Raw genomic sequence first — 20,759 nt, 5'->3', positions numbered from 1 at the left:
ACTGATCCCGCCCCATCTGAAAGGAGCACGTCTAGCGAAATGTCTAACGAGACAAACGAAGTGCCTAAAGAAAAAAATAAGAGCAAAAAAAAGAAATGGAAATGGTTTTACATCAGCCTTTCCGTCATACTAGCTGCCGCAGCAGCGTTTCTTATTTACTGGACCGTAGGCATAGTTGGCGCATGGAATGAATTTAGCGAACCAAAAGAAACAAAAGCACCTTCAGAGGAAGCAGAGGCTACGCCGGTACCGGTTCCGGAATGGGAAGGCAAGGAGCGCGTCAACATCTTGCTGCTAGGCGGTGACGCACGCGGGGTTGAAGAAGGTCAAGTGGCCCGTTCAGATTCCATATTAGTCGCTTCGTTTGATCCCGTTACCAAGAAAGCGCATCTCTTCTCCGTGCTTCGCGATACGTACGTGGATATAGAAGGTCACGGTAAAGGCCGCATTAATACCGCGCTGGCACTTGGCAAATACCCGCTAGCCATGAAGACGGTCGGCGATCTTCTTGGACTGGAAATTCAATATTATGTTTATACCGACTTCGAAGGGTTTAAGCAATTGATAGATACGATCGGCGGCATCTACTTCGACGTTGAGAAGGATATGCATTACACCGACAACGCGGATGGCAACCGGTACGATATCGATCTCAAAAAAGGCTACCAGCTGCTTGACGGCGACAAGGCGCTGCAATACGTTCGTTTCCGTCACGATGCCATGAGCGACTTCACGCGCACCGAACGTCAAAGAAACTTCCTTCAAGCCGTATCGAAGGAGCTTCAGTCGACCTGGAACATCGTTCGCATGAAAAAAATTCTGGAGAGCGTACAGCCTTACGTCAGCATGAACATTAGCGTAATGGATATGCTGAAGCTCGGTCAGCTAGGCGTCAAAAGCCATGTTGCCAGCACAACGCAGATCCCGCCAATGGAGCTGATTGCAGAAGACCGCGTTGGCGGCGCATCCGTCATTGGAATCAGTGACGAAGAAGAGCTTCGCTCTTACGTGCAAATGACGCTGGAGCAAGACGATACCGTCCCTACTCCTACCGACTCTGCATCGCCTACAGATGGAGCGGCAGAAACGAATCAATCGCAATAACCATACGTACACGCAACGGCGACAGCAGGTTGCGTGTATTTTGTTTCCTCATCGTATATTTATTACTTAAATTGGAGGCTGATTGCCATGACCACGAAACGACCGAATTCCGAGAAGCTCTATGAAGAAGCGCTGCAGCATATCGTCGGCGGCGTAAATAGCCCATCCCGATCGTACAAAGCGGTAGGCGGCGGAGCCCCCGTATTTATGAAGCGCGGCGAAGGCGCTTATTTCTGGGATGTCGATGACAACCGCTACATTGATTACTTAGCGGCTTACGGCCCGATTATTACCGGACATGCCCACCCCCACATTACGGAAGCAATCGTGCGCGCGGCACAGAACGGTATTCTGTACGGTACCCCTACCGAGCTCGAAATCAAGCTCGCGCGCATGCTGAAGGAAGCCATTCCTTCACTCGACAAGGTCCGATTCGTTAATTCAGGCACGGAAGCAGTCATGACAACCATCCGCGTGGCACGCGCATATACGAAAAAATCCAAAATCATTAAATTTGCCGGCTGTTACCATGGCCATTCCGATCTCGTGCTCGTCGCTGCCGGCTCCGGCCCGTCTACTCTTGGCATTCCCGACAGTGCCGGCGTCCCTTCCAGTATTGCTAGCGAAGTGATCACGGTGCCGTTTAACGACCTGCCCGCGCTGAAGGAAGCTCTTGAGCGCTGGGGCGATGAGACAGCCGCTGTCATGGTAGAACCGATAGTCGGCAACTTCGGCATGGTCATGCCGCATGACGGCTTCCTAGAAGGCCTTTGCAAGCTGACGAGGGAGGCTGGAGCGCTTGTCATCTATGATGAGGTCATCAGCGCTTTCCGTTTCCATTACGGCGCAGCGCAAACGTATGTCGCCTTCCCGGATCACCAAGCCATCGAGCCGGACTTGACTGCGCTTGGCAAAATCATTGGCGGAGGCTTGCCGATCGGCGCTTACGGCGGACGCAGGGAAATTATGGAGCAGGTCGCACCGCTCGGTCCTGCTTATCAAGCTGGCACGATGGCAGGGAATCCCGCTTCCATCTCGGCTGGCATCGCTTGCCTCGAGCTGCTGCAGGAGCCTGGTATCTACGACCGAATGAACGCGCTCGCTACGAAGCTTGCAACAGGTCTTCATGCCGCAGCGAAGCAGTATGGCATTCCGCTTACCATTAATCAGATCCGCGGGTCCTTCTCCGCCCATTTCTGCAATCATCCGATTACGAATTACGATGAAGCACAGGATACGGACGGCGAATTGTTCGGACGGTTCTTCAAGCTCATGCTGGACCAAGGCATCAATCTCGCACCATCCAAATACGAGGCTTGGTTCTTCACAACCGCGCATACGGAAGCCGATATTGATGAGACGATTGCCGCAATTCAGCACGCATTTGCGCAACTAGCTTCGAATAACTAACAATCCGGCTCATTCGTCCACATTTTTTTATAATCGTTAAAGCTTCTCCATAGATGCAGCGGCAGCCATTGGCTTTCTGTTAATGTCATTAACTGCCGCTGTTTAGTTAGGCTGACGATATCTTTTAGCATAGAGCCTTAATCAACCAAAACTCTATCGCCTTTGCTGTTAGGTTGAGAAATCATAAGAAATTCAATCTCTTCGCCTAACTTATTGAACATTTGATGAGGGACGAGAGGGGCTATTTCTACTCCTTCTTGTTTACCTAGGACAACCTCTGGTCATCCCAGATATAATGTTCCGCATTATGTCTGCTCATTTTCATTCCAAGAGCTCTCCTCTTCTTACATTTTGCCATTTCTGTGCTGTCCGGTTACGCATGCCCAGTCACTTCCACATGCGTCCCGCGACAAAACATGTTTTAATATACCCAAGGAGCGTGATTCAATGGACATCCAATCGTTTCTATATCCCAAGGATGAGGTCGCTTACCTCATAACATCCTCTACTATGAAAGAAGCGCTAGATAAATTGGAGGCGAGCCACTATACAGCTATTCCAATTTTAGATAACAATGGCTTATATTACGGAACGCTATCCGAGGGAGATTTGTTATGGAAACTGAAAGCCACGCCTGGCCTCACCTTCGATAATATGCATGACATTCCTGTCATCTCCATTAAGAAACGAATGAAGGTCGAATGCGTGGAAATTAATGCCGATTTGGACGATATGCTGGCACTGGCGGCCGATCAGAACTTCGTTCCGGTCGTAGACGCCGATCGTGTCTTCCTCGGTATTATTCGGCGCAAAGACATCATCGAATACTATACCCGAAATATTGCTGACTAGTTGATAGATACGTCTTGGAAATCACAAAGGCTGCCGTATTGATAGGCTCCCCAAATAGTAGACAGGTGAAATAACAAAACCTGTTGCTAGGAGGGGAGCCTATCATTTGCCGGCAGCCTTTTTCTATGTACTTGCTGTTTATTACGTTCTCGTTCCTCGTTTCCCATGCTTGTTAAGACAGGTCTCATACCATTACTCCCGTTTTTTGGGGGCTAGTCTTTCGATTGCTTGAGATCCACTCTACTCGTTTTCACTCCATTCCGCCTTCTTAATGGTTGTTCCAAGTGCTGTTAACCGATACAGACCGAGAACGACTGGATTGGCCTGCGCCAAACCTTCGCGCAAAAGGTCTTTGAGCAACCGGTTAACATCTAATGGATTGTAAGGCGCTTGTGGAAGCTGCTCAGTAAGCTGCACCGGCGTCTGCCATTCTGCGGTTAATACCGATAATACGGATTGCTGCTGTAGCGTCAAGTTCATCCTTGCTCCTCCTTAATATTGTGTACGTACAGGTTCTATTCCGTTACGGCTTCTCGGAGGCTCTTGGGAAGATTTTTGACCACCATATCATAAGAGTGATCAATCATTGCAAAAAGATCCGACTCTGGTAAGGTGCCATCCATTGTAATCGTATTCCAGTGCTTTTTGTTCATATGGTAGCCTGGTCTAACGTTATTATGCTGCTCTCTCAAATTTGCCGCTATGATAGGGTCGCATTTTAGGTTTATGTAAGAATGATCCCCTTTGTGCTCAAAAATAAGCGCGAACATCTTCCCTGCAATTTTGATCACCAATGGATCAGGTCCAAAGGGATAATCCTTCGTCGCTCCCTTTTTGTTCAAACAGTATGCAATGATATGATTCATCCAACCAGTACCTCGCCTTCGCCTATGACTCCAAATTCTTTATGGCTTGTTTGACATTCTATCTAGTAAAAGTATTCTTTAATTAGATTAATAATCCTGCAAGATATTTTCACGTCAACTCGCTTAGAAATGTAGTTGACCGCACATGGCTCCATCCCGATGGCATTTTCCAATATATCCGGCTTAGCTATTAACAAGTCACGGATAAGTTCCGGAATGACCCGGTAAGGTACAAAAAAACCTTTCATACACTTTGAAAAGTGAATAGAAGGTTTTCATTTATTGCTTTTCCGATAATCGCGCGGCGTTAGTCCAAACAATCGCTTAAAAAATCTCTCGAAATTCGGCATCGTATTAAAGCCTGCGGCGTAACAGATTTCCGTTATTGGCAAAGATGTGCTGCATAGCAGCGCTTTTGCGAATTGTAGCCTTTTCTCTTGAAGATGTTCTTGGAATGAAGTTCCGGTTTGCTTCCGAAAGCACTCGCTGAAATAATTTGCCGAGAGCCCGACATGGGCTGCCACTTTGTGGAGAGTAATCTGCTCACGAAAATGATGCTGAATGTAGATAACCGATTTCCTTATAGAAGGATGGATGGCGTGAACAGCAACGTTTTCCGCTGTCGTATTTTTTCGACTCGTTAACCTAAACAGCTCTATTAGTATCCGCTCAAAGCTGCCTTGAACAATCATGTCGCTGCCTAGCTGCCAGAGCAGCGATTCGTCCCAAATGCGATCAAACTCAGCTTCGATCATGCCAGCTTGTGCGCTTTCGAAAGTAAATGCATAATGAGATGCTTCTTCAAAGAGCATTTCTGCTAAAGCAGGACGAATAAATGAATCCTCAAATATAAAATCGTACAAACGTATCGCTTCGCCTTCATCCGGTATAATTTCATGGAAATCGGCGGTTGTAAGAAGAAAAGCCATTCCTCTTTCCAAAGGAAATGACTCGCCGTTAAGAATATGGGTACCTCTGCCGGATACGATAAAGCCCATCTCAAAAAACTCATGCCAATGCGAATCAATGTTGTGCTCGATCACATGCTTATAGATACGGAAGGGGGAAGACAAAGATAAAAAGTTTTTGCTAAGCAGTCTCTCTGGCGTTTTTTTGTTATCCACCTTCGTCCCCCTTCATGCTTATTAAGGCTTAACATTGAACTACTGCGCAGCTTAATCAAAAATACAGCATATCATCCATTGATTGATTTCCCGCATCATTATACATTTATGAATGGATTGCCTGCCAGATCCTTGCCTCTTGCCAGCCAAATTTTATGATTTTTGTTTTTCTCCTCATATACCTTGGCTTCCGTTGAGAAATAACGCATCGTATATCCGCACCGACGAAACTCGCTCGTATTGGCGGCTGCCCCATGAATGATGCGGGAATCGTGCACCGAGCATTCGCCTGGCTCTAATTCGAAATAAACGGCTTTTTCATTATCTACTTTTTTAATTTCGGTACTGAAAATGTTTTGGTTTCCGTCAACCTCTTCATATTCGGAAAATCCGCCTGTATGCGTACCGGGAATAACGCGCATGCAGCCGTTTTCCTTCGTGCTGCGGTCGATTGCCAACCATACCGTTACGATTTTCTCAAAACTACTAAGACGGCCGTTCCAATAAGAGGAATCCTCATGCCATGGCGTTTGCTTGCCGATCAGCGGCTCCTTGCATATGAAATGACTCGACCATAAGCCAATGTTTGGCCCGATTAGCGGCTCAACCAAATCGAGCACCTCATCGCTTAACAGAAATTTTAGCAGCCTATCGTCACGGAAATGCGGAGTATCCAGCTCGCTATTGAGCTTTCTGCCAACCGTCTCCCATTGCTCATCGAATATGTCGGACAGCTCTTTCATTTTCGCTTGACTGAATAGCTGTTTCTTATGGAGAGCATACCCATTTTGATTATAAAATTGAATCTCTTTCTCGGATAGTGTCGTATACGCCATTATTATTCCCCCCAATTAATGTAGTCTTTCCTTGTTCTCATCATAATGGGGGAGACATATATTTACTTCTCATTCTATCCGCAAAAGTATGCATATCTTCGGCACTATCTATCGTTCCTCGCTAGAATAACAAATTTACTCCGCACTTTGAAAGCTCATTACAATTGCGGTTTTGTCATCCGATTTCTTGAAGCGGATATGCTCCATACACTCGGAGTCGCTTTCTTCAAGCTCTATTAACTCTTGCGTATAACATTCGATACCCCTATCCAATATTCTGTGAGCAACAAAGCTCCAATATGAGCTCTGTTCGGGCACGATATTCATTGGCAAAAACATCCCATCCGTCAATAAAATAATATGTTTTAGGCATGTCAGATTAATTTTGCCATACTCGAAGAAACGGACCGCATTCTTTTCTCCGTTTAGGACGCCGTAACCGCCATCGGTATTAGACTGATATCGGTTCTTTCTTATTATTTCAAATACGGTTTCATGAAGCTCTTTCTGGCTTCTCAACCCTTTCGTTATTCCTTCCTGCCATTTAGCGATAGCCGGTGCTTCTAAGTGCGAAACTTGTCTCCAGGTTAAAGGGCGAACCTCTTCATTATCATACACAGCTAGAATCATGCAATCGCCCGTCTGTATGAACTCCACGGCATCATCCTGTACCTGTACAATTGACACTGCCGATCCCCATAGTTCTTCTTTTTTTTCCAAATCAATATTTGCTTGCACCATTTGTTCCCTAAGAAGATCATTAACTTCAGCCATGCGATCCTTTAGGCTTCCAAGTCCAGCAATCGATTCGAAGTAGTCCTTTATCAAATTCGCCGCAATAAAACCGCCCGTTTCCTTTTTTGAATTTATATAGGGTACCAATGAGGATACTCCATCTAGAACGCCATACAAATTCGTTTCGGGAAGAGCAATAACGGCATCCTCATTTAGTAACCCAACACCTTTATAGGTTGCCATCTCATAATTAATGATCAAATTTCCCACTCCGTTCTCCAAAGAATACGCAATGTATGCCACTATCAATCGAGCGGTTCAACGATTTCATGCACGTTACCAAACGGATCAACGAACGCAGCCTATTCTCCTGAAGTAGATTGATCATACATGGACGAAACCCATTATATTGCCTAGTTTCATCCGGTTAATCTGCCCCTTCACTATTTTTGAGGTTGATTTTCCACGAGTTAACCATGTAGATTTTACTGGCACGTTATCATACTCCCCAAACCTCATGCCGTCAAGAGATAATGTGCTATTGTGCGACATAGCCGGGGAGCCCCCTTTTGCTTTCCAAATATGAATGAATATAAGTGTATGGAGAGCGATACCGCTTTTCCCTATTCAGATGGTTTAACGTAAAATATTCAACAGGCCGATAGGGAGAAAACCGATTTGCAACAATGGATAGCAAGCAACAAGTTCATTACGAAAGACAGAAAGGGAGAAGCTTTATGAACCGCGTGGACAAAATCAGATTTTTGCTCCTTTACAGCAAAGTGCCTGAAGCAGCATGTTACGGGTATATGGAATTGAATCAGGATGGGGATATGATCGCGCTATACAATAGGTACGGTGAAGAAATAGACATGCATGGCGGACATGAAATTGTTAGGGTGCGGACGCTTGGCACATTCGATGACGAGGATCGCGATAATTTTTATTCCTTGTTAGAAAGTGATGGCGTAGGATAATCCTCAAGCTAGGCTGGCAAATCCGTGTTCATGCACGTCAACGAGGCAGATCATTATGGCGCATTTCCTGAATGCCCCCTTCGTACGCAACTGCAATGGTGCTAAAACTTCCGTTTATGATACGGAAGACCTTTGCCTTCTTCGCAATACTGCTTAAGGCTATACAAAAAAATAGCCCAGTTATAATTACAAACGCGATAAAACGTGCTCACTTCCTTCCAATTCATCTGACGAAGAATGATTGAAGTTTTCCCATTTTTCTCCTCCAGATCAAAAGAAATAGTCGTACCTATCCATTCAGGATCGGAATCAACGCAATGCCACAAAATCTTTTTATCAGTAACAAGCTCATCAATCCGCATCTTCGTTAAGCCTTTGCCGCCAAATCTGAACTCATTTATAAAACCGATCTGATCATTCACGATTAATTCATTTGTCCATATTGCTGAGAGGCCTTTTGCAGTGGTCAATACTTCATATACCATTGAAGCTGGAACATTCACATTCTGTAAGTGCTCAATATTTGCCATATCGCTCATTCCCCTTTTTATTAGGATTTAATTGATGTCATTCATAAAATATCCTATCATATCCTACCCGTAAACGCTGCCATTCTGTACAATGGACATGATAACGAGTATTCAAACCGTTAGAACTAGGAGGAACATTCAAGATGAGTGATCAATTCGAGCAGTTTTTTAATTCGGCTCAGGCACAACAGCTGCTGGAGCAGATGTACGGTAGCGAAGAACGAGAGCGACAGATCGACAGGTACAGGAGTTGTATGGAAGGATACAGCGGGCAATATGGGAAGACAGCGTCTATTCAATACTTCAGTGCGCCTGGTCGCACAGAGATAGGCGGCAATCATACGGACCATAACAACGGAAAGGTGCTGGCGGCTAGTATTCAGTTAGATACAATTGCGGCGGCTGCAGCCGTTGACAGCGGCGTTATTTCTGTCATTTCCGAAGGGTATCCAGGCATGTCGGTCATCAATCTAGATAATCTGGAACCGCAGGCAGGCGAAAGCGGGACGGCTGCTTTGATCCGCGGTATTGCACACGGGTTTCAGCATCACGGATACCGTATCGGTGGATTCAACGCCTACGTCAGCAGTAACGTGCTTCCGGCATCAGGACTTAGCTCCTCCGCATCTTTCGAAGTTCTGATCTGTCAGATTCTAAGTACTTTGTTTAACGGCGGAAAGATGGACGCGGTCATGATGTCGCGCATCGGCAAGCATGCCGAAAATCTATATTGGAACAAGCCGTCAGGGATGCTTGACCAGATGGCTTGCTCGCACGGCGGTATGATTGCAATCGACTTTAAGGAGCCGGCAGAGCCGCGGATCGAGCGTATTCCAGGAACATTTGAAGCAGCGGGTTACAGCCTTGTCATCGTTAGCACCGGCGGCAACCATGCTGACCTCACGGAGGATTATGCTTCAATTCCGAACGAGATGCGCGCGGTGGCGCAAGCCTTCGGCGTAGAGGTATGTCGCGATTTGACGGCAGAGATGCTCTACGGCCGGCTTGGGGAGCTCCGCGAAACGGTCGGAGACCGAGCGGTGCTGCGAGCGCTGCATTTCCTGGATGAAAATAAACGCGTTGGGCGGCAGGTAGAGGCAATTAAAGAGGGAGAGTGGCAGAACGTGCTGAAGTATATTACCGCTTCAGGCAATTCCTCGTGGAAATGGCTGCAGAACATTTACCAAGAATCTGTGCCCCGTGAACAGGGGATTGCGCTTACTCTCGCCATTACCGAACGTTTCATCGACCGGTTGGGCGACGGTGCCTGCAGGGTACACGGCGGCGGCTTCGCCGGCGTCATTCTCGCCGTTCTGCCACATGCGGCTGTAACGGAATACCGGGAATTAATCGGACGTACGACCGGCACGGAGCTGTTTACGATCCGAGTGCGCGAAATCGGAGCGGTCTGCTTGAATTCAACCATGTAGGTTCGGTTGGCTTAATCGTTGAATGCATGCTCCCCTTATACTAACAGGCTATTTATCGTTCACCTGTCTGTCGTAAGGGGAGTATGCAATGGCCGAATGTTGTCGTGATTCCACTAGAAAAAGGCGATTATCGCCCAAATGCACACCCCCACTCCCCCGACGCATGCCCAAAAAATACCGTAAGCCTTACGAAACGAACGTATCGCAAGCGCCTTTCGTAGCAACATTTCGTTCACAATAATAAGAATGAGTCCGATAAGCGGATATCCTCCCCAAATGGCAAGCAGCTTAATAGCTGGCTCACCGGTATCGTTAAATAGAAAAGAAAGAGCGAGCAACAGTAGCGCACCGAGCGTTGCAATCACTAATAACGCGCGGGTAAAATAGGCCAGCAGCTTCATATTTCCTCCTTAGTACATCAAGTTTTTAAAGTTTAGGTCGTTTCTCTTATAGTAGTAAACCGTTTTTGGGTATAGGTAACATTCCTAAAGAATTCATTCCTTGGGACATGAATGTAGACACAGCGCGCGTATGGAGCGAACGACATGATCATCCGATCTTTCCATTTTACTATTCGGCAAGAGATGCAGGTACAATTTGATGAAAATACATGCGGGAATCTCCGTTATATTGGTATAGCTCCACATTCCCAATCCATTATTGTTCGATTAGCGGAATTAATTTGGTTCCTGAATTAAGTATTTTTATTTTTACGTTAACATGTATAGGCACCTTCGGGAAAACTTCATCCCATTTCGGCTTGAAGTTCACTTTCCATTCTTTCCGATGCTGCTGATAAAAATAAGATCCTATTCCCAAAAAATCAGATTTAAACTCTTTTTGTGCTTTTGTTATGGCGGCTTCAAGTTCTTTTTTCACATTGCCTTCCAGGCCCTTTTCACACTCGCGAAGAATCTCCTGTGTGATGGCTCCGATATTGCCGTTGAATTGGACCATCGTAGCCGACGCTTTCGTCGAAATGAATACTTCTGGTACCGTTTGGCCCGCTTTAATTTTTATATCCGTTTTATTATCTTGCAGTCTGAATACGGCCGATACGGAAGCTCCCGAGTCAGGTGCCGTTATGGACACTGGCGATAATTCTTGTATATTTTGATTTGCAATTCGTCCCAATCCTTTGCTTTCCATCCCATCAAGTACGCCTGACAACTTGAAGCCTTTAAAAACGACGATATCCGACACGCTGATCTTTCCGTCTCCATTAAGCTTGACCAATGGGGCAACTGGCTCCACCCCTTCAGACATCAGCATCTTGTTGAACTCTCTTAACCTTACCGGAAATGAAACGCCTACACGAGTTGTAGACTTGAAAAAATCCACTAACGCTTCCCCTACTAACAGCCCCGTTTTCTCGACCGGCATATTCAAAATATGCTCCGGGTTTTCCTTTGTTATGACCAAAAATACGGACTCTCTTATGCTTGGGGTAATAAAAAAGATATCCATAATATTTTTCAGCTGTTGTTTTGCCGCGTCTTCGCTGATAATGACTGTGGTAACATAGCCTAGAAACAGTTCTCCCGGCACGATGGTTTGGATGTTATCGAAGGCTTCCGGCAACGTTTTCCCTGTTCCTTGAATGACCTCATTGGAGTTTCCTCCCTTTTCTTGATTCCGGGTATTAATGATCTCGTAAGTCAAAAGAACCTTACCCTTTTTGTCTATATCGATACCGATTGCACGAACTAAAGCCATATTTTCATACTCCATGTAATCCCAGCATCCGGTGCATGCAGCCAAAATGACCATACTTAGAATGAGTCGTATCCATTTGGAATCGTTCATGTTATTCTCGATACCGCCTTTTTCCCTTTTGCAGCGATCAGAATGGAAACCGTGCACAGGACAACGATGTAGAATGGATAGGTACAATATTGAATGACCAGCATGTAATAGTAGAATGCTTGGTTAAATGAGCGTAGATTCAAACTAATGATGAATGTAGCAATCGCAATGATGATGATAAGAACCTTGGAACTCCTTTTGTTCATGGTTTCTGAAGCTACCCAGCTGCTGTAGAAGTTTCCGGATAGCTTCAATATAGTAATGATTACATAAGGAATAAATATGAAAATTTCTAACCCTTGAATGAATTTCCCGATTGTTATCGAAAAAGCTATATTTACGCCTGCAAAAGCTATTCTGGAAGCCTCTTCCGGTGAAATGGCAGCCGAGAATAACAAAGATGCCATCCCCGGCATGAATACAACAGACACCAGTAATCCTGCAGTGAGAGAGGAATATTGCTTTCCGGGCCTATACAAAGACTCAACCATAATGAACAGGAATAAAATCACTTCAGAATGCCCCCCTCCTGCCAATAATACGGCCTTTAGAAAGGATGGAACGGCGCTGTCCCACATAGGGAAGATGTTTGAAGCATCGAATTGGGTGATTACGCCGATTAGGAGAACAGGGATAAACATAAGTCCGAACAAAACAATCTCCAACGTTACGCTTAATCTGGCTAAATTTTCAATGCCGCTGCCTGCGATTAAAAATGATAGGAAAATCATCAGAAACATCGGTACCCACATCGGGGTATTGTGCAAAACAAGGGTCTTCACCAATCCTCCGCACATCATTAACAGCAAAGATGAAAGGACGATGTTTAATCCTACAAAAAAGATAACGAAAATCGTGCTGAGCCATTTTCCGCCAAACATCTCAACGATTTGGAATATGTTTTTTCCCGGGTATTTCTTTGCAACGCTCAACACCCATAGGGCAAAGCCAATATCGATAAACCCGCTTAAAAATTCCGCGATCCACGCGCTTCTCCCTGCCAAGCTGGTAATATAGGAATGATAAAAAAAAACGCCGCCATACGCGCTTGCAAAGGTGAGAAATATAGCCTGTAGACTCGAAATCTTTTGCTTTTGCAACATTTCCCATATTTCCCCCTTTATTTTTTAGGATCTGGCTTTTTGGCACGATCCCCCATCGACGTTTCGTTTCGGGACAATAATTTGGGACGGGTTCTCAATTTCCATACAGGAGCCCTGATCAGCATGTCCTTCAACAGACTAATTTTTCCGCCATCCAAAGGATAGGAAATGGGAACGCCGAAAGAACGCAGGGTAACCAATCTCCACTGCAAAAATAGAATGCCGATAATAACGCCAAAAAGCCCTAAAACCGTTGCTAAAAGGATTAAGACGTAATTGGTCACTCTCGACATATTTGTGAGGTTTATCGACGGAAGCGCAAAGCTCGAAATTGCCGAAATCGCAACAATGATGATCACAACGGGGCTGACATAACCCGCTTCTACGGCCGACTGGCCGATAACGACGGCACCTAGGAAACCGATGCTTTGCCCCAAGCCTTTGGGCAGCCTTATTCCTGCTTCTTTAAGCACATCAATCATGAAGGTCATGAGCAGCACCTCAATGACGGACGGGAAAGGGACCTCGCTTCTTCCCGAAGATATCCGGATGGCTAATGACGGAGGCATAATGGAATGATTATAGGCGACAAACGATACATACAGAGAAGACAATGTCGAAGATAGGAAAAAAGCGAAAATTCGCGTTACTCTCATAATCGAACTGAATATCCATTTTTGCGTATAATCGTCGGGTGTCTGAAATTCTTGCAAAACCAATAATGGTACGACGATTACAAAGGAGAAGCTATCGCATAGTATAGCTACGCGTCCCTCAGCCATATTAGAGACGGTTACATCCACTCGTTCGGTCAACTTATATTGGGGCCAAATCGATAAAGGATTATCTTCGGTTAGTTCCGTTAATACTGATAGCGAATGGACGACATCGATGTCGATCCGCTCTAATCTACTGCAAATTTCATCGATAATTTCGGGTTTAGCTACGTTTTTTAGCCACACGATTCTTACTTTCGTATGGGATGTCCTTCCTAACTCCATCTGCTTAAACATTAAATTAGGGGAAGGCAATCTCATTCTTAGCAGGTTGAAATTTTTGTTGATATCGGTTGTAAACGCTTCATTGCCACTCTGTATGGTAGGCTCTGTTTCTGATTTTTCGCCTACTTCGCGCTTTAGCAATGGTACAACTAACGCACAATCCGTATCGCTACTCGTTAAAGCAACATGACCTGTAAGGATTGCTTGTACAATGTGATCTTTTTCGTCCGAGCTATAGCGTTTTGCTACCGAGATGACTTTTGATTTAACAACGTCCATCAACTCGGTTGATGTTAGGTCACTTTCCTCCGCATTTACGTCCTGTAGTCTTTCAATGACATATTTATTAATCATTTCACTTTCAATTAGATTTTGTATGTAAAAAACATTTAAATCCGCTTTCCCGTTCAAAACCGGTATCGTTCTTGAAACGAAATCAGCATCGTCGCAAAATGTATCTTTTATATAATCCGTTAAACACCTCTTATGATCTCTATGAAAAGGCATCGACGACACGGCCTCCTTTATTTATTCTGCGATAAACGACGGCAACATTGATTATAGTTATGTTCATTCCGCTTCTAATTTATGTAAAAAGCCTTGCACAATCTTTTGAGCGAAACTAAAAATGCAGCCCCAACTTTGAGGCTGCATTTCTTAATTCATCCATTTAATTTATTAAGACGTAAATGATACACCCAATAACCGTTATCGAAACGATAATGCTAATCCCTTTCCATCCCAAACCACTAAATAAAGCGGATAGAACTCCACATTCAGCATAATTAACGCCATCACTAAACACACCAAATGGGTTGTTTCTTAGTTCTTCCTGCCTTAAACGCTCTCTTCGTTCTTCAGGCGTTTCATTCCGAGAATCCATTTAACCACCTCCTGAATGAAGCGGTTTGATTTCTCATTTTTTTAACCAACAGCATGCTCTCGAAGCCATACGTACACATCGCGAAGATGCTTTATTGCCGTAAAAAGGAGAAGGATCACAAATAGCCACGCCAGCTCCCGGACCACGTTCGGAAGCAGCATCATCAATGAAAAAAACATAAACGCTTCCGTTCGCTCCAAAATTCCCGGATTATAATGGAATCCTTTTGCTCCTGAGTTTGCAATGACATTGCCTGTGACCAGAAACAACGTAATATTGATAAGGATGGCTGTCAAAGTGAGCGCAATCGGAAAATAATCCTCCGGATGGACGAGCAAAATCGCAAGGATTGAAGTTCCTTCGACTACCCGGTCAAACGTGATATCCAGAATATTTCCCCATTTCGACGGCTTGGTCATTCTGGCAAGAGTACCGTCCACAGCATCAAAATAACCGGATATCCAAAGAACCACAACCGCCACTTCGGGGAAATTCAAATAAAATAGAACCCCGCTTCCTACGCCTAACCACATCGCGGCCCAAGTGACCGCATTCGCGGATAAACCGGCAGAACGCAGTATGTTTGCTCCTTTTTCAATTGCCGGCTGGACAGTGTGACGCGCATAAGAATCCAGCACTCGTTACGTCACCTCCCTCGGAAGACACCAGACATTTGTGGTTGCCAGGCGAATTCCCGTTACTAATCCCCGTTCATAATTTGAAAAACCAATTTGCTTGATTATGATGGATTCCTTATTTGCTTGTACCATCACTTCCGTAAATTCTCCGCGAAAAGTGCTTCCTGTTATCGTGGCTTTTACCGTTGATGCAGCGTCTAGCTGGAGCCATTCCGATCGAAGAACGATACAAACCGGACCATCTGGCACGTTGACGCAATGCGGGTGAACCTCCAACTCACCTAGAATGGTTTTCACTCTAGTTCCCTTCTTAATGCCGTCTACAACATTGTCCATTCCCATGAAATCCGCCATCCATCGGTTGGCGGGCTCGTAATAGATATTTCCAAGCGTCCCCGACTGCTGTGCCGTACCGTCCCGGAGGATTAAAATCTGGTCGCCAAGCGTCAAGGCTTCTTCTCTGTCATGTGTGACCATAATCATCGGAATATTCCAGTCTCGCTTCATGTCGCCGAGCCAGTGTCCCATTTGCCTACGCAGCAATGGATCCAGTTGGCTGAAAGGCTCGTCCAGCAGCATAAGCTCCGGTTCAATGACAAGCGATCTTGCCAACGCCACTCGCTGTTCTTGCCCGCCGGAAAGCGAAGATAGCGGACGGTGGTAAAACCCAGTCAAACCGACCTGATGCAAAATTTTATCCGCTTTGACTCTCCGTTCATGGGCAAGCACCCCTTTTAACTTAAGCCCGATCTCCACATTGGCTCCGACCGTGAGAAAGGGAAGCAAATATGGCTTCTGAAAAATCATCGACAGTTTCCTTTTCTCGGGAGGAAGATGGTGAATCGGCTTCCCCCCCATTCGGATGCTTCCCCCGTTCGGACTTAAAAGACCTGCAATAAGCTGGAGTAACGTTGATTTTCCGCTGCCTGATGGTCCGAGAACGACAAGCAGTTTACCTTTCTCTAGAGTAAAAGACTGCTTGGCCAGCGAAAAGGACTTCGTATGATCGTATTGGTATGTCAAATCGCTCACATGTAAAAACGGCTCAGGCAATCGGGTCAACACGAATCGCCTCCTTTCCTTCGTAGAGATCCTTCTTCGTTCCAATGGAGCTGAAAACGACAATGATGAGCGCCGGCAGGACAAAGATTATGCAGAACGCACCCATGAGCGAATAGTCGCCGCTAGATAACGTACTGAAAAGCAGCATCGGAAGCGTAATCAAATGGCCGCCTATGAATACGGTAAACAAATATTGACTCCACGACATCAAAAAACTAAATAATATACTGAGCGACAAGACCGAACGCAGAAGCGGCAGTTCGACTAGACAGAACGTGCGGAATCTGCCCGCCCCAAGCAAACGAACCTGCTTTTCATATCCGATGTCGTATCCGGCATAAAACCCGTACAACAAATAAATGGAATATGGAATAGCCGGAATTAAGTGTGACAGCAGCACCCCGAACCATTGATCGGACAAGCCCATGCGAAGGAACAAGACATGCACGCCAATCGCAATGGAAATGCCGGGAATCAATAGGGGAGCGGTAAGCACTAACCGAATCGTTTTGTTCCATCTTTTCACATAAAGCCCCAATGCTCGGGCTGCCGGATAAGCTACTGCTTGCGATAGCGTACTAGTAGCAGTAGCCAATCCAAAGCTATTTAACAATGCGTCCCTCACTTGCGAATGCGTTGAAAACACGTAATCCCAAGCACGCAGCGAAGCAGTTGGAATCAGATCGGGAAATCTCCATTGCTGTGCAAATGACCAAGCAAGAAGAGGAATACACGGGAGAAAAAACAGCAAGATCAAGAAGACTTGCAACAAAGCGTAACCTTTACCGTAATTAACGCCGCTTCTCCGCATACCCTTCCCCCCCATTTCATATATAAAAAGATAAGAATCATGCTAATTATAGTGATCACCATATTCATTGTCATCGCTTCCGAACGATACATAAGGTCCGGATTGAGATAGGCTTGATAGGCCAGGATCGGAAGTGTCGGCTTGCTCACGGAACCCAACACGTAAGGAACCTCAAACGATCCGAACGTATAAGCAAACACGATAATCGAAGAGGCCAGCAAAGCCGGCAGCATAAAAGGAAAAGTAACAAACCTCCACCTTTGCCATGCATTTGCTCCGAGGAGCTGCAGCTGTTTTTCATAGGGTACGACCCAGGATTTCAGAACGCTAAGCACGGACACCGCAATAAACGGAACTTCCTTCCATACATATTCCAGCACGATTCCAATGCCATTCTGATCGGCAACCAGCACCGGAAACTGTGTAGGCTGATCAATCAACCCGACCCAGTAAGCCAACCGGGAGATTAACCCGCTTTGCCCAAAGAGTAACCATATGGCTATTGCGCCTACTACATGAGGGATCGGCAAATTGAACTGCAGCAAGAAATGAAGCCATCCTCCTTGCCCTGCGTACCGCCGAATCCAGAGTGCCAGTAAAACGGCAAGCAAAGCGGCGATAGTTGTCGTCACTAGGGAGATTCCCAACGAATAAAAGAGTGAACGATAAAAAACAGCGGAATGAAACAGTTCACTGTATACATGCAGCGAAAACGTCGTTTTTTCGATAATCGGAAAGTAATCCAGGCTTTGGATGCCACTAATGAGCAACCCGGCAAAGAACGTTCCCCCTACAAATAGGAGGGCTGGAAAAAGCATGCCTCCTACGATTAGCAGCCTGATTGGTTTACTTTTGGAATAAAACATGGTTCTTCCAGCCTTCTTCCAAAGCCGGTGTATAAACAGCTTGCAGATCGGGGAGCTTGTGCTTCAGCAGTTCGTCTGCAGGTACGGCTGTTTCGCCGCTTTTGACGCTAAGCTCCTCATAATGCTTTTTGAATTCTCCGTCTAATTTCGAAGGGTCGATCCCAATGCCGTCTCCCCATCCGCTTGCCGGATCCGCTTTTTCTAACTGCAGTTGGGGATCAAGAATCAGATTAGCTGCCACCATGGCTGCGGCTTTGTGTGTGGCGTTGTACGGAATCGCGACATAATGATAGTCGCCGATTGTGCCTGCGTTGAAGACGTATGGACGTGCCGTATTGGGCAATTTTCCTTTTCCGATATCCGTCGCGATACCGCCGACATCCTGTGTAAAGGCAAAATCCACTTCCTTGTTGTTGAAAAGGGTCATTAGTTCAGCGATCGTTTTGGGATACGTTTTCCCTTCTCGCCATAAAGACGGCTTTAACTTGTTTAAGTAGTCCCATACCTTTGATGCCTCAGCATCAAAGGTTTGTTGATCGAATGGTTTTGACCCGTTCTGATAGCCTCCGCTCAATTCGTAGAACAATTGCTTCACGAAGCGCGTACCCGTAAAGTCAGGCGGTGCATTGTAAGTGAATCGTCCGGGATGTTTCTCTACCCATGACTGTAATTGTTTATAGCTGCGAGGCAGTTCGCTTGGTTTAATCCGGTTGGAATCATATACGAATTGAAATTGCGCGCTGCCCCAGACCGATTCGTATCCTTCCGTTTTCAGACCGAAGTCGCTTCCGACAGCCAGATTATCATAATTGACGTATTTGGCATTCGGAAGCTTTGCGGCGAAGGGTCCAAACAAAGCTTCTGCTTGCTTCAAGGTGGCGAAGTTTTCTCCGTTTAGCCAAATCAGATCCACGCTGCCATCTTTGTTTTTGCCAACCTGCTTTTCGTTAAGCACTTTATTAACCGCTTCCGCCGTGTCATTGATCGGCACACGGCGCAGCGTAATTCCGTATTTCTCCGTCAATACAGTCCCATATTTCCGGTCTACAAACGCATTGATCCCATCGTTCCCGCCCCACATATACCAATTCAAGGTTTGCCCCTTGGCCTCGGCTAATACCTGATCCCAACTGCTTGAAACAAGCGTATCTCCGCCAGCCTTTCCTTCATTGGCGGAATCTTCGCTTGAGCAAGCGGCTGTAACGAAGCAAGCAACGTATAATATGAAAATGACATACATATATATTTTGTATTTCAAGCGAGCTCCCCCTGTGTTATCGAAACCATTTTACATATGCCTTTATTAACCGCCTCGCGATAACGCTTTGAAACAACTTAGCGCGCCAATATTGGTCAGCCGTTTTCAACAAAGCTTCCGAGCGGGCTGGATACGGATGCACCACTTGCGAAATGTCGGGAAGCTTATGTCCGTAGCGTTTCGCAAAAACGGCTTGCTGCATCCAATCCCCCGCCCCATTCCCGGCGGCATGAGCGCCTAATATTTTTCCTTTCCTATCCGTAATCACCTTGACGATTCCTTCTGTATTCCGATCCGTTATAAACCGGTCCACCTGATCCAAGGTCACTTTGTAAATCCGAATGCCATCCCCTACGCTTTCGCGGGCTTCGCCCTCCGTCATCCCCAAATGAAAAATTTCCGGATCCGTGTAAGTTACCCATGGAACGTTAGCGTAGCTTACTTTCCGCCTTAGGCCGAACACCGCGTTTCCTAAGACGATTTTCCCTTCCATCCCTGCGGCATGGGTAAACGGAAACGGTCTGATCACGTCTCCAATTGCGTAAATGTGCGCAATGCTTGTCTGCAGTGTGTTTTTTACCGCGATATGATCTTGGTCCATTTGAATGCCGATATGTAATAGTCCAAGACGATCGGTGTTCGGCTTGCGGCCGGCTGCGACCAGTATGGCATCTGTCTCCAGTTGATACTTTTCCCCGTCACGCTCTATAAGGATGAACTTCCTCCCATCCGGCCTTGCTTCAATTTTACTCACGCTCGTTTTCAACATAATTGTCATTTCTTTTTCCAGCGCAGTGAGAGCGTAGGGAACGATATCCGCGTCTTCTTTGTTTAATATTTGCGTTCCTCTCACGAGTACGGTCACTTTGGCACCTAGCCTTGCGAAAGCTTGGGACAATTCCAAACCGACCATCCCCGCCCCAATGACAACAAGGCTTTCGGGCAACGATTTCATGTTAAATATACTTTCATTGGTCAGAAAATCTACGTCTTGCAAACCATCAATAGGCGGAATGGCTGCTCTTGAGCCTGTGGCAATGACAATGCGTTTGCCGTAAAGCACTTCGCCGCCATCGGTTTCGATATGATGCTTGTCTCGAAAATGGCCGTGCCCCTGAAACACCTCCACGCCCATCCTGCGAAACCGTACTAAGCTGTCATGCTGTTGAATGGTTGCTTTAGCCGCTTGGACCTTTCGGTAAGCTTCATCGTAATTAGCTTCGCCCTGCAAGCTCAATCCATAGGCTTCTGCTGCTTTCTTGGCCGTATAGACCTCTTTCGCCGCGGCAATCAACGCTTTGGAAGGGACGCACCCTGTATGCAGGCAGTCCCCTCCCAGTTGAGCTTCTTTTTCTATTAATGCCACCTTTACCCCAAAGCCTGCTGCACCGGCCGCTACGGTCAGCCCGCCGGAGCCGCCTCCGATGACAATGAGATCATAGCTTTTCAAAGTATGCGCTCCTCTCC

At 46.1% G+C, this 20,759-nt stretch carries 22 protein-coding genes; 5 read left to right on the top strand and 17 right to left on the bottom strand.

The window, feature by feature from the left end:
* Window positions 1-39: 39 nt before the first annotated feature.
* The 3 genes from AC0YN3_RS25760 to AC0YN3_RS25750 all read left to right on the top strand — a co-directional run bounded on the left by AC0YN3_RS25760 (window position 40) and on the right by AC0YN3_RS25750 (window position 3,366).
* Window positions 40-1,104 carry an LCP family protein gene (locus AC0YN3_RS25760; protein WP_475777783.1) on the top strand — a complete coding sequence of 355 codons (1,065 nt, stop codon included), beginning with the start codon at window positions 40-42 and terminating at the stop codon, window positions 1,102-1,104.
* 87 nt (window positions 1,105-1,191) lie between these two features.
* Entirely contained in the window at window positions 1,192-2,514 is a 1,323-nt protein-coding gene (locus AC0YN3_RS25755) for a glutamate-1-semialdehyde 2,1-aminomutase (protein WP_475777782.1), read from the top strand.
* A 447-nt stretch (window positions 2,515-2,961) separates the two neighbouring features.
* Window positions 2,962-3,366, top strand: a complete 405-nt coding sequence (locus AC0YN3_RS25750; RefSeq protein WP_475777781.1) for a CBS domain-containing protein — start codon at window positions 2,962-2,964, stop codon at window positions 3,364-3,366.
* Window positions 3,367-3,606: 240 nt separating this feature from the next.
* Here the strand turns inward: AC0YN3_RS25750 and AC0YN3_RS25745 are convergent, their stop codons facing one another.
* The 5 genes from AC0YN3_RS25745 to AC0YN3_RS25725 all read right to left on the bottom strand — a co-directional run bounded on the left by AC0YN3_RS25745 (window position 3,607) and on the right by AC0YN3_RS25725 (window position 7,188).
* Complete coding sequence (locus tag AC0YN3_RS25745) at window positions 3,607-3,846, bottom strand: hypothetical protein (protein WP_475777780.1); 240 nt, start codon at window positions 3,844-3,846, stop codon at window positions 3,607-3,609.
* Window positions 3,847-3,881: 35 nt separating this feature from the next.
* A complete protein-coding gene (locus AC0YN3_RS25740; RefSeq protein WP_475777779.1) occupies window positions 3,882-4,232 on the bottom strand; it encodes an MmcQ/YjbR family DNA-binding protein in 351 nt (116 codons plus the stop codon).
* Window positions 4,233-4,507: 275 nt separating this feature from the next.
* Window positions 4,508-5,356 (bottom strand): helix-turn-helix transcriptional regulator, encoded by an 849-nt coding sequence (locus AC0YN3_RS25735; protein ID WP_475777778.1) that lies wholly within the window; start codon window positions 5,354-5,356, stop codon window positions 4,508-4,510.
* A gap of 98 nt (window positions 5,357-5,454) precedes the next feature.
* Entirely contained in the window at window positions 5,455-6,192 is a 738-nt protein-coding gene (locus AC0YN3_RS25730) for a phytanoyl-CoA dioxygenase family protein (RefSeq protein WP_475777777.1), read from the bottom strand.
* A 135-nt stretch (window positions 6,193-6,327) separates the two neighbouring features.
* Window positions 6,328-7,188 carry a protein phosphatase 2C domain-containing protein gene (locus AC0YN3_RS25725; protein WP_475777776.1) on the bottom strand — a complete coding sequence of 287 codons (861 nt, stop codon included), beginning with the start codon at window positions 7,186-7,188 and terminating at the stop codon, window positions 6,328-6,330.
* A gap of 476 nt (window positions 7,189-7,664) precedes the next feature.
* On the opposite strand from AC0YN3_RS25725, the gene AC0YN3_RS25720 reads away from it, so the two are divergent.
* Window positions 7,665-7,904 (top strand): hypothetical protein, encoded by a 240-nt coding sequence (locus tag AC0YN3_RS25720; RefSeq protein WP_475777775.1) that lies wholly within the window; start codon window positions 7,665-7,667, stop codon window positions 7,902-7,904.
* Between the two features lie 101 nt (window positions 7,905-8,005).
* On the opposite strand, the gene AC0YN3_RS25715 is transcribed toward AC0YN3_RS25720, so the two are convergent.
* Window positions 8,006-8,434: an SRPBCC family protein gene (locus tag AC0YN3_RS25715; RefSeq protein WP_475777774.1), complete on the bottom strand. Its 429-nt coding sequence runs from the start codon at window positions 8,432-8,434 to the stop codon at window positions 8,006-8,008.
* A 143-nt stretch (window positions 8,435-8,577) separates the two neighbouring features.
* Here AC0YN3_RS25715 and AC0YN3_RS25710 point away from each other — a divergent pair, with 143 nt between their 5' ends.
* Complete coding sequence (locus tag AC0YN3_RS25710) at window positions 8,578-9,864, top strand: galactokinase (protein ID WP_475777773.1); 1,287 nt, start codon at window positions 8,578-8,580, stop codon at window positions 9,862-9,864.
* Window positions 9,865-9,977: 113 nt separating this feature from the next.
* Here the strand turns inward: AC0YN3_RS25710 and AC0YN3_RS25705 are convergent, their stop codons facing one another.
* The 11 genes from AC0YN3_RS25705 to AC0YN3_RS25655 all read right to left on the bottom strand — a co-directional run bounded on the left by AC0YN3_RS25705 (window position 9,978) and on the right by AC0YN3_RS25655 (window position 20,742).
* The gene (locus AC0YN3_RS25705; protein ID WP_475777772.1) at window positions 9,978-10,265 is read right to left on the bottom strand and encodes a hypothetical protein; all 288 of its coding nucleotides are present in this window, start codon (window positions 10,263-10,265) and stop codon (window positions 9,978-9,980) included.
* A gap of 256 nt (window positions 10,266-10,521) precedes the next feature.
* Entirely contained in the window at window positions 10,522-11,670 is a 1,149-nt protein-coding gene (locus AC0YN3_RS25700) for a Ger(x)C family spore germination protein (protein WP_475777771.1), read from the bottom strand.
* Complete coding sequence (locus AC0YN3_RS25695) at window positions 11,667-12,773, bottom strand: GerAB/ArcD/ProY family transporter (protein ID WP_475777770.1); 1,107 nt, start codon at window positions 12,771-12,773, stop codon at window positions 11,667-11,669. The genes AC0YN3_RS25700 and AC0YN3_RS25695 overlap by 4 nt, the downstream gene beginning before the upstream one ends.
* 17 nt (window positions 12,774-12,790) lie before the next feature.
* The gene (locus tag AC0YN3_RS25690) at window positions 12,791-14,281 is read right to left on the bottom strand and encodes a spore germination protein (protein WP_475777769.1); all 1,491 of its coding nucleotides are present in this window, start codon (window positions 14,279-14,281) and stop codon (window positions 12,791-12,793) included.
* 163 nt (window positions 14,282-14,444) lie between these two features.
* Window positions 14,445-14,657, bottom strand: coding sequence for a DUF6366 family protein (locus AC0YN3_RS25685; RefSeq protein WP_475777768.1), 213 nt, complete (start codon window positions 14,655-14,657; stop codon window positions 14,445-14,447).
* Window positions 14,658-14,698: 41 nt separating this feature from the next.
* Window positions 14,699-15,295, bottom strand: coding sequence for a CDP-alcohol phosphatidyltransferase family protein (locus AC0YN3_RS25680; protein ID WP_475777767.1), 597 nt, complete (start codon window positions 15,293-15,295; stop codon window positions 14,699-14,701).
* A gap of 3 nt (window positions 15,296-15,298) precedes the next feature.
* Window positions 15,299-16,360 (bottom strand): ABC transporter ATP-binding protein, encoded by a 1,062-nt coding sequence (locus AC0YN3_RS25675; protein ID WP_475777766.1) that lies wholly within the window; start codon window positions 16,358-16,360, stop codon window positions 15,299-15,301.
* A complete protein-coding gene (locus tag AC0YN3_RS25670) occupies window positions 16,341-17,168 on the bottom strand; it encodes an ABC transporter permease (protein ID WP_475777765.1) in 828 nt (275 codons plus the stop codon). Before AC0YN3_RS25670 ends, AC0YN3_RS25675 begins: the two co-directional genes overlap by 20 nt.
* Window positions 17,111-18,034: an ABC transporter permease gene (locus AC0YN3_RS25665; RefSeq protein WP_475777764.1), complete on the bottom strand. Its 924-nt coding sequence runs from the start codon at window positions 18,032-18,034 to the stop codon at window positions 17,111-17,113. Before AC0YN3_RS25665 ends, AC0YN3_RS25670 begins: the two co-directional genes overlap by 58 nt.
* Window positions 18,015-19,292, bottom strand: coding sequence for an ABC transporter substrate-binding protein (locus tag AC0YN3_RS25660; protein ID WP_475777763.1), 1,278 nt, complete (start codon window positions 19,290-19,292; stop codon window positions 18,015-18,017). Before AC0YN3_RS25660 ends, AC0YN3_RS25665 begins: the two co-directional genes overlap by 20 nt.
* 16 nt (window positions 19,293-19,308) lie before the next feature.
* Window positions 19,309-20,742, bottom strand: a complete 1,434-nt coding sequence (locus AC0YN3_RS25655; protein WP_475777762.1) for a dihydrolipoyl dehydrogenase family protein — start codon at window positions 20,740-20,742, stop codon at window positions 19,309-19,311.
* Between the last annotated feature and the right edge of the window lie 17 nt (window positions 20,743-20,759).

Source organism: Paenibacillus sp. J22R232 (genome assembly GCF_056269165.1).
This window is presented reverse-complemented; position numbering and strand designations above follow the sequence as displayed.

Bases quoted from the DNA above. Each gene is read 5' to 3' on its own strand.
- AC0YN3_RS25665 (WP_475777764.1), bottom strand. From the start codon at position 18,034: ATGTTTTATTCCAAAAGTAAACCAATCAGGCTGCTAATCGTAGGAGGC.
- AC0YN3_RS25700 (WP_475777771.1), bottom strand. From the start codon at position 11,670: ATGAACGATTCCAAATGGATACGACTCATTCTAAGTATGGTCATTTTG.
- AC0YN3_RS25745 (WP_475777780.1), bottom strand. From the start codon at position 3,846: ATGAACTTGACGCTACAGCAGCAATCCGTATTATCGGTATTAACCGCA.
- AC0YN3_RS25740 (WP_475777779.1), bottom strand. From the start codon at position 4,232: ATGAATCATATCATTGCATACTGTTTGAACAAAAAGGGAGCGACGAAG.
- AC0YN3_RS25695 (WP_475777770.1), bottom strand. From the start codon at position 12,773: ATGTTGCAAAAGCAAAAGATTTCGAGTCTACAGGCTATATTTCTCACC.
- AC0YN3_RS25755 (WP_475777782.1), top strand. From the start codon at position 1,192: ATGACCACGAAACGACCGAATTCCGAGAAGCTCTATGAAGAAGCGCTG.
- AC0YN3_RS25720 (WP_475777775.1), top strand. From the start codon at position 7,665: ATGAACCGCGTGGACAAAATCAGATTTTTGCTCCTTTACAGCAAAGTG.
- AC0YN3_RS25670 (WP_475777765.1), bottom strand. From the start codon at position 17,168: ATGCGGAGAAGCGGCGTTAATTACGGTAAAGGTTACGCTTTGTTGCAA.
- AC0YN3_RS25710 (WP_475777773.1), top strand. From the start codon at position 8,578: ATGAGTGATCAATTCGAGCAGTTTTTTAATTCGGCTCAGGCACAACAG.
- AC0YN3_RS25760 (WP_475777783.1), top strand. From the start codon at position 40: ATGTCTAACGAGACAAACGAAGTGCCTAAAGAAAAAAATAAGAGCAAA.
- AC0YN3_RS25685 (WP_475777768.1), bottom strand. From the start codon at position 14,657: ATGGATTCTCGGAATGAAACGCCTGAAGAACGAAGAGAGCGTTTAAGG.
- AC0YN3_RS25715 (WP_475777774.1), bottom strand. From the start codon at position 8,434: ATGGCAAATATTGAGCACTTACAGAATGTGAATGTTCCAGCTTCAATG.
- AC0YN3_RS25730 (WP_475777777.1), bottom strand. From the start codon at position 6,192: ATGGCGTATACGACACTATCCGAGAAAGAGATTCAATTTTATAATCAA.
- AC0YN3_RS25705 (WP_475777772.1), bottom strand. From the start codon at position 10,265: ATGAAGCTGCTGGCCTATTTTACCCGCGCGTTATTAGTGATTGCAACG.
- AC0YN3_RS25750 (WP_475777781.1), top strand. From the start codon at position 2,962: ATGGACATCCAATCGTTTCTATATCCCAAGGATGAGGTCGCTTACCTC.
- AC0YN3_RS25690 (WP_475777769.1), bottom strand. From the start codon at position 14,281: ATGCCTTTTCATAGAGATCATAAGAGGTGTTTAACGGATTATATAAAA.